We start from the raw sequence: 15,848 nt of genomic DNA on the forward strand, positions 1-15,848 counted from the left end.
CTAATGCTATTTGCCTATACGCGCTTTTAGGAAGCTTTGCACTGCCCAAGTCGCCCTAACCAAAAAACTGCTGCGCTTTAGCTAGGATCTGTCTAGCACCTTTGGCGATAAGCTTATGGGCTAGCTCCTTAGCACAAATGTCTGCTTCTTGCGTGCTAGCACTTAGGGATTCTTGCAGGATATTACTGCCATCAGGCAGACCTATTATGGCACTGATTTGCACCTTGCCTGTCTCTATCTCTCCTATAAGTGTGCAATGCACGCCAATAGGCACTTGACATCCACCTTCAAGCACTTTGATAAACGCTCTTTCTGCCTGTGTGCAAAGCGCGGTCTTTTTGCACGCAAGATTCTCTAAGATCGCGTGTAATGCACTATCGCTAGCCCTACACTCTATCCCTAGAGCTGCTTGCCCCATAGCTGGGATCATCTCTGTCGTGCTTAGTGGCACTATGTAGGGGATATGCGTGATATTAAGTCGCTTTAGTCCAGCATAGGCTAGGATTATGGCATCAAACTCGCCGGATTCTAGCTTGCTTAGACGCGTTTGGATATTGCCACGCAAAGATAGGCAAGCAATATCCGCACGCCTAGCCTTAAGCTGCATACTTCGGCGCAAGGAAGTGGTGCCGACTTTGGCATTTTTAGGGAGAGAGTCTAGGGTGGGGTAGGTGTAGCTTACAAAGCAGTCCCGCACATCTTCACGCTCCGTGATACAAGCAAGCACCAAGGATTCTGGGAGATCGATGGGGACATCTTTGAGTGAATGCACGGCTAGATCGATTTGTCTTGTGAGAAGCTGCTCTTCTAATTCTTTGGTAAAAAGCCCTTTGCCACCGATTTTTGCAAGGGGGACATCAAGGATTTTATCGCCCTTGGTTTTGATGATTTCTAAGCGAGATTCTACTCCGCATTCTTGCAATAGGCGATCTTGGATATAGCGGGCTTGCCACAAAGCTAGCGCACTCCCTCTTGTGCCGATGACTAGCTTTTTCATTGATTGCTCCTTGATTGCTTCTGGCTAGCAACGGAGCTTGGGGTGGATTCTATCACCTCTACATCGATGATTTCATCTTCTTGCCGTGTTTTTGGATTGTGCGCATTAGCAAAATACTCGCCAAAGTCTTTTTGGTATTGGGCTTGCGTGTTTTGGTCGTAGGGAGATTGCTTAGTTTTGTGGGACGGGAGCAGTCCCCAAAGCACCAAAACCACGCCAATAATATCGCTAAAAATCCCGGGGATAATCAAAAGCACTGCCCCAATACTACTAAACATACCACTACGCAAAAGGCTAAAAATATCTTTTTGCCCAAATAACGCTAGCATTCCCATTTGCGCTAGTGCTTTGCGCAATAGCCATAGCCCAAAGCCAGCGGAGAAAAACACCTCCATTACCCCAAGCACTAGCCCAAAACGCTCGACAAATAGACTAAGCCCAATAATCTCTAACACTATATATCCCAAAATAACCCAAAAGGCAATCGCACGCATTATTTCTCCAATCGCTCTATAATAGCCGCACACACTGCTTGTATATCATTAGCTTCTAGCTCTTGCTTCTGCAATCTATCGCGCGTAATACACTCTATCACATTGGATTCTAGTCCCTTGCCTACAACTATCCCATACAATGCCGCGCCCACTAGCTCAAAATCCGCCATTTTTGCCCCAAAGCGCAAGTCCCTATCATCACACAACACCGCCACACCCTTTGCCAACAAGGCTTGATACAGCTCTAAGGCATAGCGCGATTGCTGCTCGTTTTTGGTATTTGCGATGATGATTTGCACAGAAAACGGCGCACTAGCCTTGCTCCATACACAGCCTTTCTCATCAGCTTTTTGCTCTAAGATAGCAGGCAGCAAGCGCGAGATCCCGATCCCATAGCAGCCCATTATGAAGGGCTTTGATTGCGAGTCTTGGTCAAGATATTGTGCTTTGAGTGCGCTTGAGTATTTATCACCTAGCTGGAAGATATGTCCTACTTCTATGCCTTTTTTATGTATGAGTGTCCCACCACAGCTTGCACATATATCACCCTCTCGCACAGCGCACAATGGCGCATACACCATATTGGCAAACTCGCTAAAATCCACCCCTACGATATGCGTGTCTTTTTCATTGCCACCACAGATAATATCCCTGCCATCGCGTAAATCTTCATCAAAAATCACAGGCGCATCGCCCATAATCGCACTAATCCCAACCGCACCAATACTGCCTGCTATAAGCCCTAGAGATTCTAGCTCTTGTGTGCTTGCATCAAGTAGCTCTAAAGCTTGATAGCCATTAGCACGCAGGGCATTTAGGGCTTTGGTTTCTTCTAGCACATCATCACCGCGCAAGAAAAAAACGGCAAATTTTTTCACCACATTTTGGTTGGTGGATTCGGCTTTGCGCGATAAATCGTGGGTTTCTTCGCCGCGCTGTGTCGATAGACCCCCTTTGGCGTTTTCCCTAGAATCCACTTTTTTTAAAGAAGCTGCGCTTTGTGATTTTTCGGCATTGTGTGAAAAAGTGGATTCTAGGTTTTGTGTCTTTGTTTGTGTGGATTGCCACGCTTTGCTACGCAAAGCTCGCAATGACGATGAAGCAGATTTTTCAAAATCGCCCTGATTGTCTTCTTCAAGGATTCTAGGAGTTGCGGTGGGGCTGTGGGAGCTTTGCGGATTTTGGGGAAGGTTAGCGGACTCCCCGTCCGTGCCTTTCACAAAATCCGCAACACTGCCGCATTGCTCACCCAAAGCCGAATCCCCAGAGATGGTATAAGCCTTTACCACTGCTTTGAGTGCATAATACCGGCTAATATGAAACAGCGCACATACATCATCGATAGTTTTGACATTTGGCGTAGGGAAGCGAGCAAATTGTGCCTTAGGCGCAGAGTCTGGACCCACTCTTTTGGCGCGTTTGGCAGCTTCTACATTTGCAGCATAGCTACATTGTGTGCAGACTACAAGCGTATCTTCACCAGAATCTGCTAGCACCATAAACTCCTTGCTGCCACTTCCGCCAATCGCCCCAGAATCCGCTTCTACCGAGCGGAACTCCAGCCCTAGCTCACTAAAAATCGCGCTATATGCGTGATACATATTGTCAAATTCTTTGATCAAGTCCTCTTTAGAGCTATGGAAGCTATATGCATCTTTCATAAGAAATTCTCGCGTGCGCAAAAGCCCAAATCTCGGGCGCAGCTCATCGCGGAATTTCAGCTGGATTTGATAGAGATTAAGCGGGAGGGCTTTGTAGGATTTGACATAAGAGCGCACAAGCTCTGTGATACTCTCTTCGTGTGTTGGTGCTAGGACAAACTCATTATCCTTGCGATCTTTAAAGCGCAAAAGCTCCTTACCATAGAACTCATATCGCCCAGATTCTTGCCACAGCTCCGCCGGGGTTATAAAGCTTAATAGCACTTCTTGCGCCCCGGCTTTGTTCATTTGCTTGCGCACGACATTAGCGATTTTATCTAAGACGATCTTGCCAAGTGGTAGCAAGCTATAAATCCCACTGCCACTTTGGTGGATATAGCCTGCTTGCACAAGGAGCTTGTGGCTTTTTAGCACGGCATCTTTTGGGGTTTCTTTGCTTGTGGGGATTAGTAGGCGAGATTGCAGCATAAAAACTCCTTATAAAGATATATCATCATACTCGCATTTATAGCGGTCTAAAAGCTTTGGCTTATCATTTTGCGTAAAGACTTTTTGCAATGCTTGGATAATGGTATCTCCCTCTTTGTGGTGGGAGAGCTCTTTGAGATTAAGCGTGGGATTGTGCAAAAAGACATTAAAAGCATTGTGCAAGATCCTAAGCACTTCTTCTTCTTGCTCTTTGGGGAGATAGCCCTTTTTCACCGCGCGGGCGACTTCTTGTATAGAAGCTTGCTTTGCCTGCTCGCGCATAGATTTGATAAGTGGCAAGACATCAAGGCTTTGTAGCCAGTGGAAATACTCCACCACAGCCACGCCTATAAGCCCATAGGCTTGGTGGGCTTGGGTTTTTTTGAGTGCGCGGTTTTCTTGTATGACTTGCTGCAAATCATCGACACATAGCACCTCTATGCCACACTCTGCGCAAGTGGATTGTATATCTCTAGGGACTGCTAGATCAAACCATAGCCGCTTATACTCTCTGCTAGCACACATTTGCTTATAGATAATGGGCTCTTGCGCACTTGTGGCACTGATGATAATCTCAAAATCATTCAACATTGCTGGGAGATTCTCCAACTCAAGCAAGTGAAGCGCACTAGGATCTAGCGTATTTAGCGGAGTATCTGGGGTGATATGAGCGATATTTGTGATTTTCCTCTCTTGCAAAAGTGTAGTAGCAAAGCTAATGGCGCGATTGCTGCTGCGATTGCTTATACATACTGCTACGCCAGAATCTAGTAAATGTCTAGTCGCAAGCTGCGCCATCTCTCCAGCTCCTATGACAAGCGCGGATTTTGGGGTGGATTCTAGGGCTTTTTTCACCGCGATAGAGGCTATAGAAAGAGAAGTTTTGGCAATGGTGGTTTGTGTGCGGACTTTGGCAGCTGTGCGGAAAGCAAAGTGCATAAGCCGTGTGATCTCCTGTCCGCACGCTCCTAGCTCAAAGCACGCTTTATAGGCTTCTTTCATCTGCCCTACAATTTGCGTCTCCCCTAGCACAATGCTATCAAGCCCGCTTACCACGCTAAAGATATGATGCACGGCTTCTTCATCAAGCGCGCTTTGGCAGTGGGATTCTAGCGTGTGTAGCGTAAGCCCAAGCTCTTGGGCAAAGAGATTTAGCACGGCAACTATGCATTCTTGCGGTGCGCGCGTGTAGAGATAGAATTCCACGCGATTGCAGGTGCTAAGGAGTAGCACTTCTTGCAGGCTTGGGATAGTGTCGCGCAGAGATTTGACAAATGGCTGGATTCTATCTTGGGGTAGGGCAAGCTTCTCGCGCAAGGTTATGGGCGTGCTTTTGTGCGAGAAGCTTAGGGAGAGATAGTGGGCTGGCATTAGTGCGTCCTTTCAATAAGGGCTTTGGCGATAGATTCTAGCGCGGTGTTTTGCTCACTAGCGATAGATTCTAGGGCATTATGGATAAAGTCATTGGCGATTTGCTTGGCGTGAGTGATGATAGAATATGTGTGTAAAAGCTGCTTGATTTGAGCTATGTCTTCATCGCTTGCGCGAGTAAAGGCACGCAGGAATGACTCTTTTGCGCTAGAATCCAGTTTGTGATAGAGCAAGATATAGGGCAGAGTGCTTTTGCCCTCTTTGATGTCATTCATCGCGGGCTTGCCTAGGGTCTGCTCATCTTGGGTGATGTCTAAAATATCATCGACAATTTGAAATGCCATACCTAGATTATGTCCATATTGCTTATAGGCATTATCATCAAGCCCTACAAGCAAAGCCGCTGCCTGTGCGCTTGCGGAAATGAGAGAGGCAGTTTTATCAGCTAGGATTTGGTAGTAGATTTCTAGGCTTGGCTGAAACTCCTTGCTATAAGCGACATCTTCAATCTCGCCTTTTGATAGCAGGCTGACAGATTGGGCTACACAGCGGGCGATTTTAGGAGAGAAGTCGCAGAGCTTGACAAAGGCATTGCTATATAGCACATCGCCTAGCATAATGGCATTTTTATCGCCAAATTGCGCATTGATACTAGGGCGATTGCGCCTAGAAGTAGCAGAGTCTATCACATCATCGTGCAGTAAAGAAGCGCATTGGATAAGCTCGATAATGGCGCAAAGGTCGATGATGGCTTGCTGATGTGTAGAAAAATGCTTGGCAGTGATGGCTAGGATCAGCTTTGAGCGTAGCATCTTACCCTGACTCATTGCTGCATACATAGAGCTAATATGCACACAATCTTGCTCGTTTATCCAAGTATTTGTGCGATTTTGTATGGCTTGTAAGATTGCTTGCTCGTTTAGTGTTGTAGTGTCCTTGCTCATTAGCAGTCCTTTGGGCTTAGTTTGGTGATTTTTTAGGGAGCATTATAAAGAGTCCAAGCTGGGCTATTTTCTCTTGCTCATCAAAATCTTGAAAACTAAGAAGTAAATAGGCTGTTTTATCAATGTCTTGACCTTGCGAGAGTGGAAGTGTAAAACTTTTTCGCTTATAATCTGTATAAAGCACAAACTGATATGGGAATCTATCATATTGCAAATGCACCACAAGCCCATAGTTTTTATACAAAGTCCAATAAAGCTTAAGTGTTTTAGGCACGCCCAAGAGCAAAAACTCTTGCGTATAGATCTCATCCTTTTTCAACGATAGCTGCTCTTGCATATCCCAAGCAGGCTTTGCTCCATAGGCTTGCACACCTAGTGCCAAGGCAATGAAAAGCGCGCAAAAATAGCGACAAATCCCCACTTGTAGCATTTGTGCTATTCGTTTTCGCTTAGGATTTTCGCGCTAGATTCTATGGCGATATTGCGCTTTTGCGCTTCTATGGCTTCTTTATGTGTGTGGATAAACTTCCGCAAATCAGCCCCGCTCTCTTCAAATGCTACTTCATAGATCGCCAAAAGCTCTAGCAGCCTATCAAGCTCTTTTTTCGCAAGTGTCGGTGAAGCGTGCAGCACAATATCGCTCCATTTTTGCACAGGATCTCCTGCTAGCACTTCTAAATCATTCCATTCTTCCCACATAATCACTCCTTGTAAAGATTGTATTAGATCTACTTTTGATGGCTGGCGTGCGGTGCCACACGCTCTAGGACAGAGAGCTTGTGTGCTACAAGCCCTTCAAGCTCTGCTAAATGCGCACAAGGCTTAGCAAGTGCGTTAATGCCCTGCTGACTAAAGGCGATCAATGAGCTTTTTTTCATAAAAGTATCGACACTAAGCGGGGAGAAAAACTTCGCGCTTCCTCCTGTAGGGAGTGTGTGATTTGGTCCTGCGAGATAGTCTCCTATAGCTTCTGGTGTATTTGCACCGAGAAATATCGCTCCTGCGTGCTTGATCTTTGGCAAATATGTGAAAGCATTATCAAACAATAGCTCTAAATGCTCTGGAGCTAGGTCATTGCAGAGTGTTATGGCTTCTTGCAAGTCTTTGCAGATGATAATAGCACCGCGATTTTGTATAGAAGCTGTGGCGATAGCGGATTTTGGCAAGCTTGGGAGAAGCTCTGCTAGCTTGTTTGCTACTTGCTTGGCTAGATCGCTACTTGTGGTAAAGAGCAAGGAGCTAGCCATTTCATCGTGCTCGGCTTGGGAGAGCAAATCCCTAGCGATATATGCAGGATTAGCACTAGAATCCGCGATGATAGCAATCTCGCTTGGTCCTGCGATCATATCAATCCCCACTTGCCCAAAGACAAGCTTTTTTGCCGTGGCGACAAAGACATTGCCCGGTCCGCTGATCACATCAACTTTGGGCATAATCTGCTGCCCTTTTTCGTGCAATCCGTATGCAAATACCCCTATCGCACTAGCCCCACCTACGCGATATATATCTGTAATGCCACAAATATGCAAGGCTGCTAGCAATAGTGGATTTGCATAGCCTTGTGGTGTGGGCGTGCAGACAATGATCTCACGCACCCCTGCTACAAGTGCTGGGATAGCATTCATAAGCACAGAGCTTGGGTAAGCAGCTTTCCCACCGGGGATATAAAGCCCAGCGCGATCTATGGGCGTATAAATTTGCCCAAGTATAGAGCCGTGCTCATCGCTATCAAACCACGATTTTTGCTTCTGCTTTGTGTGAAATGCGTGGATTCTATCATAGGCGATATGTAGGGCTTCTTTTGTCTTAGAATCCAGTTTTTCATACGCGCTTTTACACTCTTCTTGTGTAATTACAAGATCGGCTAGATTTTTGGGAGCAAAGCCATCAAATCGCGCCACTTGCGCTAGCAAAGCTTCTAGCCCTTGTGTGCGGATCTCATTTAGCAATGGCAGCACAATACTTTGGGCATTTTGTAAATCTTCTTGCCCTCTATTAAGGATAGCTTGAAATGCTTGAGTAAAGCCACTTTGGCTTGTGTGTAATGTCGCAATCATCAACAACTCCAAAACAAATATGCGACATTATACACAATCATTGCAAGTGTATTGCTATAATACAAAATGCTTTGATCTCGTAAAATATAGGAGTAGCCAATGGAGCAGCCAAATGATCAATCACTCAACCAGCCAGCCAAGCAGCAGCCTGATATGCCAGAATCTAATGTGGAATCTAATATAGGGTCTAATGTAGGGTCTAATGCACAATCCAGCCCAGCTAGCGAGGAATATGTGGATTCTACTACGCAGACTTCTAATGCCCACGCTAGCACGCACACTGGGCGATTGCACTTAGCTAAGGAGAAATTCGCAAGTGAGAGTGCGCGCTATATCACGGCTGCGCTACTTGTCGCGGGCATTGCGATTTTGCTTATTTGGAACAACGCTCTTGTGATTTGGGCGGTGCTTGGCGTGGCGTTTATGCTAAGCTTTAGAGAATCTCTTAGCCTATATAAACTTGAAGAAAATTTGTGGCTTTATGCCCTTGCAGTGGGCGTTTGGATTCTAGCATTTTTCAGCGCACGCCCCATAGAATCTGCTCTTATAGCCTGTATCATTCTAGCAAGCGTAGTAGCCTATAAACAACACCTTAGCCCAAAATCTATCCTGCCATTTCTCTACCCAACTTTGCCATTTTTAGCATTGTATAGTGTGTATGTGGATTTTGGTGTGCTGCGCGTGGTGTGGCTGATCTTGATCGTGGCATTATGCGATATAGGGGCATATTTTGGTGGCAGAATCTTTGGGAAAACACCCTTTAGCCCAACAAGCCCTAAAAAGACTTTAGAAGGGGTGATTATCGGGCTAGCGGTGGCGGTGGTCATCGGTAGTATTGCTGGGATTTTAATGCTTAATACGCACTTTTTCCTTGCGATTGCTTTGAGCTTGTTTGTCGCGCTTTGTGGGGTGTTTGGCGACTTGTATGAAAGCTATCTTAAACGCAGGGCAGAGGTTAAAGACTCTGGCGCGATCTTGCCCGGACACGGCGGGATCTTAGATCGCTTTGATGCGGTGTTGTTTGGTGCTGTTGGAATGCATTTTGTCTTAATGTTTTTTGATGAGTTTGCCTGCACTAAATGCTCGATTTTAGATGCGGGACTGCTGTGATTGTCTTAGGTAGCACGGGGTCTATTGGTGTAGCGGCACTAGAGATTGCTAGCGCATTTTCTCGTGAAGTAGAAGCTCTTGCTGCAGGGCGCAATATCTCCTTGCTTAATCAGCAGATCGCTACTTATCGCCCAAAGTTTGTCGCTATCGCTGATGAGCGTGATCTAGGAGGCTTGGAGGCTAGGGGGGCTAGGGTATTTGTGGGTGGAGATGGGATTTGTGAAATGCTAGAGATAGCATCATCTTCTTTGGTGATAAATGCCATTGTGGGCTTTGCTGGGCTTAAGCCATCACTGCATACGCAATATTGCAAAAAGACTCTAGCCCTTGCTAATAAAGAATCCCTTGTCGCAGGGGGCTGGCTGCTTGATACTAAAGCAATTACGCCCATTGATAGTGAGCATTTTGGCTTATGGTATTTGCATACAAATCGCGCGATAAGGAGACTTGTCATCACAGCTAGTGGAGGGGCATTCCGCGATACTCCTATCCACGCTATCAAAGAGCAAACAAAATCTAGCGCACTCAAGCACCCAAATTGGCAAATGGGGCAGAAGATCACCATAGATTCTGCAAGTATGATGAATAAGATTTTTGAGATCTTAGAGGCGTATTGGCTCTTTGGCTACAAGGAGATTGAAGCCTTTATCGAGCGAAGCTCAAGCGTGCATGCGCTTATAGAGTTTGTCGATGGTAGCACGACTGCGCATTTTGCTTTGCCGGATATGCGCTTGCCTATTGCCTATGCGATCGATCCTATAAAAGCTGCGGCAACTGCTATCATACCCCCTATGGATTTATCCCAGATTTTATCGATACGATTTGATCCTATTGGGCTTGATCGCTATCCGCTTTATGGACTTAAAGATATGCTGCTAGAGGATCCAAAGCTTGGCGTGATTGTCAATGCAAGCAATGAGCAAGCCATCGCGCATTTTTTGCAAGATAGGATCAAATTTGGCGCATTGAGTGAGATTGTAGAACAAGCCCTTAGTGTATTTGCCCCTAGGCTTACAGAGCTAGATTCTTATCACGCGATTGCCTCGCTTGATGCCCAAGTGCGTGCGTGGTGCGATGAGCTAATCCAATCTCGCATATCCTAAATTTCTAGAATCCTATTCTTTATATATTTACTATGTAATTGTGTTTTGCTTATTAGGCTTAGAAGTAAAAAAATTTTTTACCAAAATCAAAAAATAAAGGGATATTTAAGTTGTTTTATATCAAACTTGCACGCGTTCAAGATTCTAGATAGGACTTCTAGCAAGGCTAGATTCTAGTGCTGGTATTTTGGTTTATCAAAGTTTCATAAAGCTTCCTAAAGGAGAGAATATGTCAAATATGGTTGCCCCTAGTCAAACTCCTGTTTGGGTCAATGAGGCGCGTTGCAAGGCTTGTGATATTTGTGTATCGCTATGTCCTGCTGGTGTGCTTGGTATGCGCCTAGATCCCCATAAAGTTTTGGGCAAGGTGATTGAAGTAGCGCATCCTGAGAGCTGTATAGGCTGTCAAGAGTGTGAGCTTCACTGCCCTGATTTTGCGATTTATGTCGCTGATAGGAAAGAGTTTAAATTCGCCAAAATCACCCCCGAAGCGCAAGAGAGAGCGCAAAAGGTGCGTAGCAATAACTTTATGGCTTTACATATCAATACACAAAGGAAGTAAGTATGCGAGAGGTAATTTCTGGTGGCAATGAGCTTGTAGCAAAAGCCGCAATTGATGCGGGCTGTCGTTTTTATGGTGGATACCCTATCACACCATCTTCTGATATTATGCACGAGATGAGCGTGCTTCTCCCTAAAAACGATGGACACTTTATCCAAATGGAAGATGAGATTAGCGGGATTTGCGCTGCGCTTGGTGCCTCGATGAGTGGGGTAAAATCTATGACAGGTAGCTCTGGTCCGGGGATCTCGCTAAAGGTGGAGCAAATCGGGCTTGGCTTTATGGCGGAAGTGCCTTTGGTGATCGCTGATGTTATGCGCTCAGGTCCATCAACAGGTATGCCTACACGCGTGGCGCAAGGTGATGTAGGGTTTTTGAAGCACCCCACACACGGGGATTTTAAGTCTGTCGCTATTGCGCCGGGCAATCTTGAAGAATCTTACACGCAAACAATCCGTGCTTTTAATCTTGCAGAAGAGCTGATGACTCCTGTATTTTTGCTCCTTGATGAAACTATCGGGCATATGTATGGCAAAACCTATATTCCAGATATTGAAGAGGTGCAAAAAAGCATTATCAATCGCCGCACTTTTACAGGCGACCCCAAGAGCTATCAGCCCTATGATGTCAAGCCTGATGAAGGGGCGATTTTGAATCCATTTTTCCAAGGCTATCGCTACCACATCACAGGACTTCACCACGGACCACTAGGCTTCCCCACAGAAGATGCGACAATGGGGCAGGCTTTGATCGATCGACTTTATAATAAAATCGAGTCTAAAGAGTCCTATATCTGCCAAAATGAAGAGCTTGATTTAGAGGGGGCAGAGATTGCTATCATCGCCTATGGCTCTACGGCACTATCAGTCAAAGAAGCGATGATTGAGCTAAAGAAAATGGGTAAAAAAGTAGGATTATTCCGCCCGATTACTCTTTGGCCAAGTCCTAAGACAAGACTCAAGCAGCTTGGAGAAACTTACAAAAAAATCCTTGTGATCGAGCTAAACAAAGGGCAGTATTTAGAAGAAATTGAGCGTATCCTTGAGCGCAAAGTAGAGTTTATGGGACAGGCTAATGGGCGCAGCATATCGCCTACACAAATTATCGATAGAATTAAGGAGATGTAAAATGGCTTTTAATTACGATGAATACTTGCGCGTGGATAAAATGCCTACACTTTGGTGCTGGGGCTGTGGCGATGGCGTTATTTTAAAATCAATCATCCGCACAATCGATGCTTTGGGCTGGAAAATGGATGATGTATGCTTGGTAAGTGGGATTGGGTGTAGTGGGAGAATGAGCTCTTATGTCAATTGTAACACTGTGCATACTACACACGGCAGGGCTCTTGCCTATGCCACAGGGATCAAGCTTGCCAACCCTAAAAAGCATGTCATTGTCGTAAGTGGCGATGGCGATGCGCTTGCCATTGGTGGAAATCACACAATCCACGCCAGCAGACGCAATATCGATCTAAATTATGTCCTTGTCAATAACTTTATCTATGGACTTACAAACTCTCAAACTTCTCCTACTACGCCGCAAGGTATGTGGACTGTAACAGCGCAATTTGGCAATATCGAAAATAGCTTTGATCCGTGTAAGCTTGTCGATGCAGCAGGTGCGACATTTGTCGCTAGAGAATCCGTGCTTGATCCCAAAAAGATTGAAAAAGTGCTCTATGAAGGCTTCAAACACGAGGGATTTAGCTTCTTTGACATTCATAGCAACTGCCATATCAATCTTGGGCGTAAAAACAAAATGGGCGAAGCAGTGCAAACACTCAAATGGATAGAATCCCGCACGATTAGCAAACGCAAATACGATGAGCTAAGTGAAGAAGAAAAGGTAGGTAAATTCCCAACAGGAATACTAAAGCACGATACAAGCAGGATTGAATATTGCCGCGCGTATGAGGGCGTGATTGAAAAAGCACAAGCACAAAAAGGAGGGCATTAAGAATGGAAGCTGAACTACGATTTACGGGTGTTGGCGGACAGGGTGTTTTGCTAGCGGGTGAGATTCTTGCAGAGTCCAGAATCCACGCGGGTGGCTATGGCATACAAGCTTCTACTTATACTTCACAGGTGCGTGGTGGTCCTACCAAGGTAGATATTTTGCTAGATTCTAAGGAGATTCTCTATCCTTATGCCAATGAAGGGCATATTGATTTTATGCTCTCCACTGCACAAGTGAGCTATGATCAGTTCAAAAATGGCGTGAAACAAGGCGGTGTTATTGTTGTTGAGCCAAATCTTGTTACCCCTAGTGCTGAAGATAAAAAGCATTTTAAAATCTATGAGATACCTATCATTACCATCGCCAAAGAAGAAGTTGGCAATGTCGTTACCCAATCAGTCGTAGCCCTTGGCGTAACGGTGGCTTTCACGCAATGCGTTGATAGAGATTTGGTCTATGAAACGATGATTTCAAAAGTGCCAGCAAAAGTTGTAGAGCTAAATAAAAAGGCATTTGAGCTAGGTGAGCAATACGCTAAAAATGCTATGGCATAGTTTGGATTCTTGCGGTGAATGCTAATGCCCTTTATCCGCGAGAGACACTCTATACAAGCTCCCATAAAATCCACGCGCTTTCTCATTAAGACTTTGGGCTTCCCTCCAAAGCTCGCGCAAAAGACAATCGATAAAGCTAGATTTCGACTCCCAGATAACACCCCCATCCACAAATCCCAGCTCATAAGTGGCGAAGTGTGGCTCACGCGCTTTGTGGATACCTATCCGCAAAGTGAGCTGCTCTCTCCAATATTTTCTACAAAAGATTTTGCCCTTTTTGATAAGCCAGCCAAATTGCTCACCCACCCCAAAGGCACTTTCACACACAAAAGCCTAATAGATTCTATCCGCCATTTTTGCGGCACGCAAGCTCAGCCAGTCCATAGGCTAGATTATGAGACGAGTGGGGCGATCCTTGTGGCAAAGACTAGGCAGAGTGAAAAAGCCCTAAAAGATCTTGCAGCCACCAAGCAAGTAGAGAAGCTCTATCTAGCAAAAATCAGGGGTATATTGTGCGATGAGATTCTTATTGACGCACCAATCTACACACCACATAAGCACGCAAGAGGGCATCTCTCTATCCGCTCTTGTATCAGTGATAAGGGGAAAGATTCTCGCACGCTTCTTACACCCATACACATCGACACAGCGCATAATTGCACCTATATCCACGCTAGACCTCTCACAGGCAGGACACACCAAATCCGCCTGCATTGTGCCCACATAGGACACCCTATTTGCGGCGATTTGCTCTATGGGGCAAGCGATTGTGTGGCGGATTCTTACCTAAACGCACTCAAAGAGCATTTTCACACCGTCTCCCTAGAATCCACTTTTTCACACAATGCCGCACAAGCACAAAAAACACAGAAATTACAAGAAGTGGATTTTGGCAAAAAGGTGGATTCTAGGGAAAATGTTATTTTTCATAAAACAGCCAAGCCCCTAGAATCCACTTGTAAAAACACCCAAAGAGCAGAAATCCTAGAATCCACTTTACACACTAGCCCAAGAAACACACTCCTAGCACAGACTCTCTGCCTCCACGCCTTTAGCCTGCACTTTTGCTACGACCACACCACCTACGCTCTTTCCACCCACCCACCATCGTGGTGGCTAGATTCTAGCGAATACCCAAATGGTAAAACCTAGAATCCACTTTTGACATTGTCATATTGAGGCGAAAATCTCTTGTCATTGCGAGCGAGTGAAACAAGCGTGGCAATCCACTCTCCCTTCCGTCATTGCGAGCTTTGCGGTAGCAAAGCGTGGCAATCCACAAAGAGAGACATAAAATCACAAAAAGTGGATTCTGGTCCTAGAAATTCTAAAATCCACACCGCCTCCCTAGAATCCACTTTGGAAAACCCCCAATCCCCCAAACTCAACAGCTATTTTCTCCTTAAGCTTTCTTTTTCTCGCTCTTTTTCTCGCTCTTTTTCTCGCCAAACCAGCCTTTGATCTTTTCAAACGCTTCTTGGAATATGTTTTCATACGGCTTGCTATGCACGCCAAAGCTCTCATCAAGTCTTTGGATAAGCTCCTTTTGCTCACTGCTAAGTGTTTTTGGATAAGTGATAGACACTTGCGCGATCAAGCGACCCTTGCCCCTGCCATTGACATCAGCGATCCCCTCATCTCTAAAGACAAATTGCTCTTTGTCTTTTGTATTTGGGGGGAGATTTAGCTCGATAGGCTCGCCGCGTAGTGATGGGATATGGATTTTCGCCCCTAGCAAAATCTGTGTGAAAAACACAGGCACTTCAATATACACATCATTTCCATTACGGATAAAGTGCTTATCTTCTTGCACATACAGCACAAGATACAAATCCCCCCTAGCTCCACTTTTTGCTTGATTGCCCTTGCCGCTTATGCGTAGGCGCATTTCATTATCCACGCCTGCTGGGACAGAGATTTCTACCTCTTCATTTTTGGTGCTAAAGCCCTCTCCCTTGCAGGCTTTGCAAGGATTAGTGATGACATTGCCAGAGCCTTGACAGCGCGGGCAAGTCTGCCCAAATGCCATAAACCCCTGCTGGATAAAGACCTGTCCCTTGCCCTTGCAGTCTGGGCAGGTGGTTGATTGCTTATCTGCGCTACCGCTACCATTGCACTCATTACAAGGGGTTTTATAGACAATGGAGATAGATTTTTTACAGCCAAAAACAGCTTCTTTGAAGCTAAGATCAAGCCGCATTAAAAAATCAAGGTCATATTTCTCCTGCTCAGCCCTAGCTCTTCTCCCACCGCCAAAGCCAAATGCCTGCCCAAACAAATCCTCAAATATCGAGCCAAACCCAGAAAAATCTCCGCTAAAGCCCTTGCCCTGCCGCTCTAGCCCATCTTTACCATAGCGGTCATAGATTTGCCGCTTCTCATCATCGCTTAGAATCTCATAGGCTTCATTGATCTGCTTAAATCGCTCTTCAGCACTCTTGTCATCTGGATTTCGATCGGGGTGGTATTTTAGGGCTAGCTTGCGGTAAGCCTTTTTGATGACTTCTTTATCATTTGTGCGCTCTATCTCTAGAATCTCATAGTAGTCAAATTCTTCCATATATGCTC

Annotated in this window: 17 protein-coding genes and 1 pseudogene; 7 read left to right on the forward strand and 11 right to left on the reverse strand. The window is 45.5% G+C overall.

Annotation, left to right across the window (positions count from 1 at the left end):
* Positions 1 to 55: 55 nt before the first annotated feature.
* From hemC to hisD, 9 genes and pseudogenes are all read right to left on the reverse strand, one after another.
* Complete coding sequence (hemC, locus tag NYG90_RS06650) at positions 56 to 997, reverse strand: hydroxymethylbilane synthase (protein WP_285264861.1); 942 nt, start codon at positions 995 to 997, stop codon at positions 56 to 58.
* A complete protein-coding gene (locus NYG90_RS06655; protein ID WP_285257197.1) occupies positions 994 to 1,491 on the reverse strand; it encodes an FxsA family protein in 498 nt (165 codons plus the stop codon). The genes hemC and NYG90_RS06655 overlap by 4 nt, the downstream gene beginning before the upstream one ends.
* Positions 1,491 to 1,790, reverse strand: a complete 300-nt coding sequence (locus NYG90_RS10600; protein WP_285257225.1) for a His/Gly/Thr/Pro-type tRNA ligase C-terminal domain-containing protein — start codon at positions 1,788 to 1,790, stop codon at positions 1,491 to 1,493. Before NYG90_RS10600 ends, NYG90_RS06655 begins: the two co-directional genes overlap by 1 nt.
* Before the next feature lie 63 nt (positions 1,791 to 1,853).
* Positions 1,854 to 3,620: pseudogene (gene proS, locus NYG90_RS06665) on the reverse strand (proline--tRNA ligase); the annotation flags it as partial.
* 9 nt (positions 3,621 to 3,629) lie between these two features.
* A complete protein-coding gene (gene hemA, locus NYG90_RS06670; RefSeq protein ID WP_285257198.1) occupies positions 3,630 to 4,991 on the reverse strand; it encodes a glutamyl-tRNA reductase in 1,362 nt (453 codons plus the stop codon).
* A complete protein-coding gene (locus tag NYG90_RS06675; protein ID WP_285257199.1) occupies positions 4,991 to 5,935 on the reverse strand; it encodes a polyprenyl synthetase family protein in 945 nt (314 codons plus the stop codon). The genes hemA and NYG90_RS06675 overlap by 1 nt, the downstream gene beginning before the upstream one ends.
* Positions 5,936 to 5,951: 16 nt before the next feature.
* Positions 5,952 to 6,365 carry a hypothetical protein gene (locus NYG90_RS06680; RefSeq protein WP_285257200.1) on the reverse strand — a complete coding sequence of 138 codons (414 nt, stop codon included), beginning with the start codon at positions 6,363 to 6,365 and terminating at the stop codon, positions 5,952 to 5,954.
* A gap of 5 nt (positions 6,366 to 6,370) precedes the next feature.
* On the reverse strand, positions 6,371 to 6,634 hold the full coding sequence (locus NYG90_RS06685) for a DUF2018 family protein (protein ID WP_115011918.1): 264 nt from the start codon (positions 6,632 to 6,634) through the stop codon (positions 6,371 to 6,373).
* A 29-nt stretch (positions 6,635 to 6,663) separates the two neighbouring features.
* Entirely contained in the window at positions 6,664 to 7,992 is a 1,329-nt protein-coding gene (gene hisD, locus NYG90_RS06690; RefSeq protein ID WP_285257201.1) for a histidinol dehydrogenase, read from the reverse strand.
* 99 nt (positions 7,993 to 8,091) lie between these two features.
* On the opposite strand from hisD, the gene NYG90_RS06695 reads away from it, so the two are divergent.
* The 7 genes from NYG90_RS06695 to NYG90_RS06725 all read left to right on the forward strand — a co-directional run bounded on the left by NYG90_RS06695 (position 8,092) and on the right by NYG90_RS06725 (position 14,432).
* On the forward strand, positions 8,092 to 9,102 hold the full coding sequence (locus tag NYG90_RS06695; protein WP_285257202.1) for a phosphatidate cytidylyltransferase: 1,011 nt from the start codon (positions 8,092 to 8,094) through the stop codon (positions 9,100 to 9,102).
* Positions 9,099 to 10,205 carry a 1-deoxy-D-xylulose-5-phosphate reductoisomerase gene (gene dxr / locus NYG90_RS06700; RefSeq protein WP_285257226.1) on the forward strand — a complete coding sequence of 369 codons (1,107 nt, stop codon included), beginning with the start codon at positions 9,099 to 9,101 and terminating at the stop codon, positions 10,203 to 10,205. Before NYG90_RS06695 ends, dxr begins: the two co-directional genes overlap by 4 nt.
* A 229-nt stretch (positions 10,206 to 10,434) precedes the next feature.
* The gene (locus NYG90_RS06705; protein WP_115011914.1) at positions 10,435 to 10,767 is read left to right on the forward strand and encodes a 4Fe-4S dicluster domain-containing protein; all 333 of its coding nucleotides are present in this window, start codon (positions 10,435 to 10,437) and stop codon (positions 10,765 to 10,767) included.
* Between the two features lie 2 nt (positions 10,768 to 10,769).
* Positions 10,770 to 11,894, forward strand: a complete 1,125-nt coding sequence (locus tag NYG90_RS06710; protein ID WP_285264862.1) for a 2-oxoglutarate synthase subunit alpha — start codon at positions 10,770 to 10,772, stop codon at positions 11,892 to 11,894.
* Position 11,895: 1 nt separating this feature from the next.
* Positions 11,896 to 12,726 carry a 2-oxoglutarate ferredoxin oxidoreductase subunit beta gene (locus tag NYG90_RS06715; protein ID WP_115011912.1) on the forward strand — a complete coding sequence of 277 codons (831 nt, stop codon included), beginning with the start codon at positions 11,896 to 11,898 and terminating at the stop codon, positions 12,724 to 12,726.
* 2 nt (positions 12,727 to 12,728) lie between these two features.
* On the forward strand, positions 12,729 to 13,280 hold the full coding sequence (locus NYG90_RS06720) for a 2-oxoglutarate:acceptor oxidoreductase subunit OorC (RefSeq protein WP_285264863.1): 552 nt from the start codon (positions 12,729 to 12,731) through the stop codon (positions 13,278 to 13,280).
* A gap of 18 nt (positions 13,281 to 13,298) precedes the next feature.
* A complete protein-coding gene (locus NYG90_RS06725; RefSeq protein ID WP_285264864.1) occupies positions 13,299 to 14,432 on the forward strand; it encodes an RluA family pseudouridine synthase in 1,134 nt (377 codons plus the stop codon).
* Between the two features lie 89 nt (positions 14,433 to 14,521).
* On the opposite strand, the gene NYG90_RS06730 is transcribed toward NYG90_RS06725, so the two are convergent.
* On the reverse strand, positions 14,522 to 14,668 hold the full coding sequence (locus NYG90_RS06730; protein ID WP_285257207.1) for a hypothetical protein: 147 nt from the start codon (positions 14,666 to 14,668) through the stop codon (positions 14,522 to 14,524).
* Positions 14,669 to 14,682: 14 nt separating this feature from the next.
* The gene (gene dnaJ / locus NYG90_RS06735) at positions 14,683 to 15,840 is read right to left on the reverse strand and encodes a molecular chaperone DnaJ (protein WP_285264865.1); all 1,158 of its coding nucleotides are present in this window, start codon (positions 15,838 to 15,840) and stop codon (positions 14,683 to 14,685) included.
* Positions 15,841 to 15,848 lie beyond the last annotated feature (8 nt).

Source organism: Helicobacter zhangjianzhongii (assembly GCF_030249855.1).
GTDB classification, from domain to species: Bacteria; Campylobacterota; Campylobacteria; order Campylobacterales; family Helicobacteraceae; genus Helicobacter_B; species Helicobacter_B zhangjianzhongii.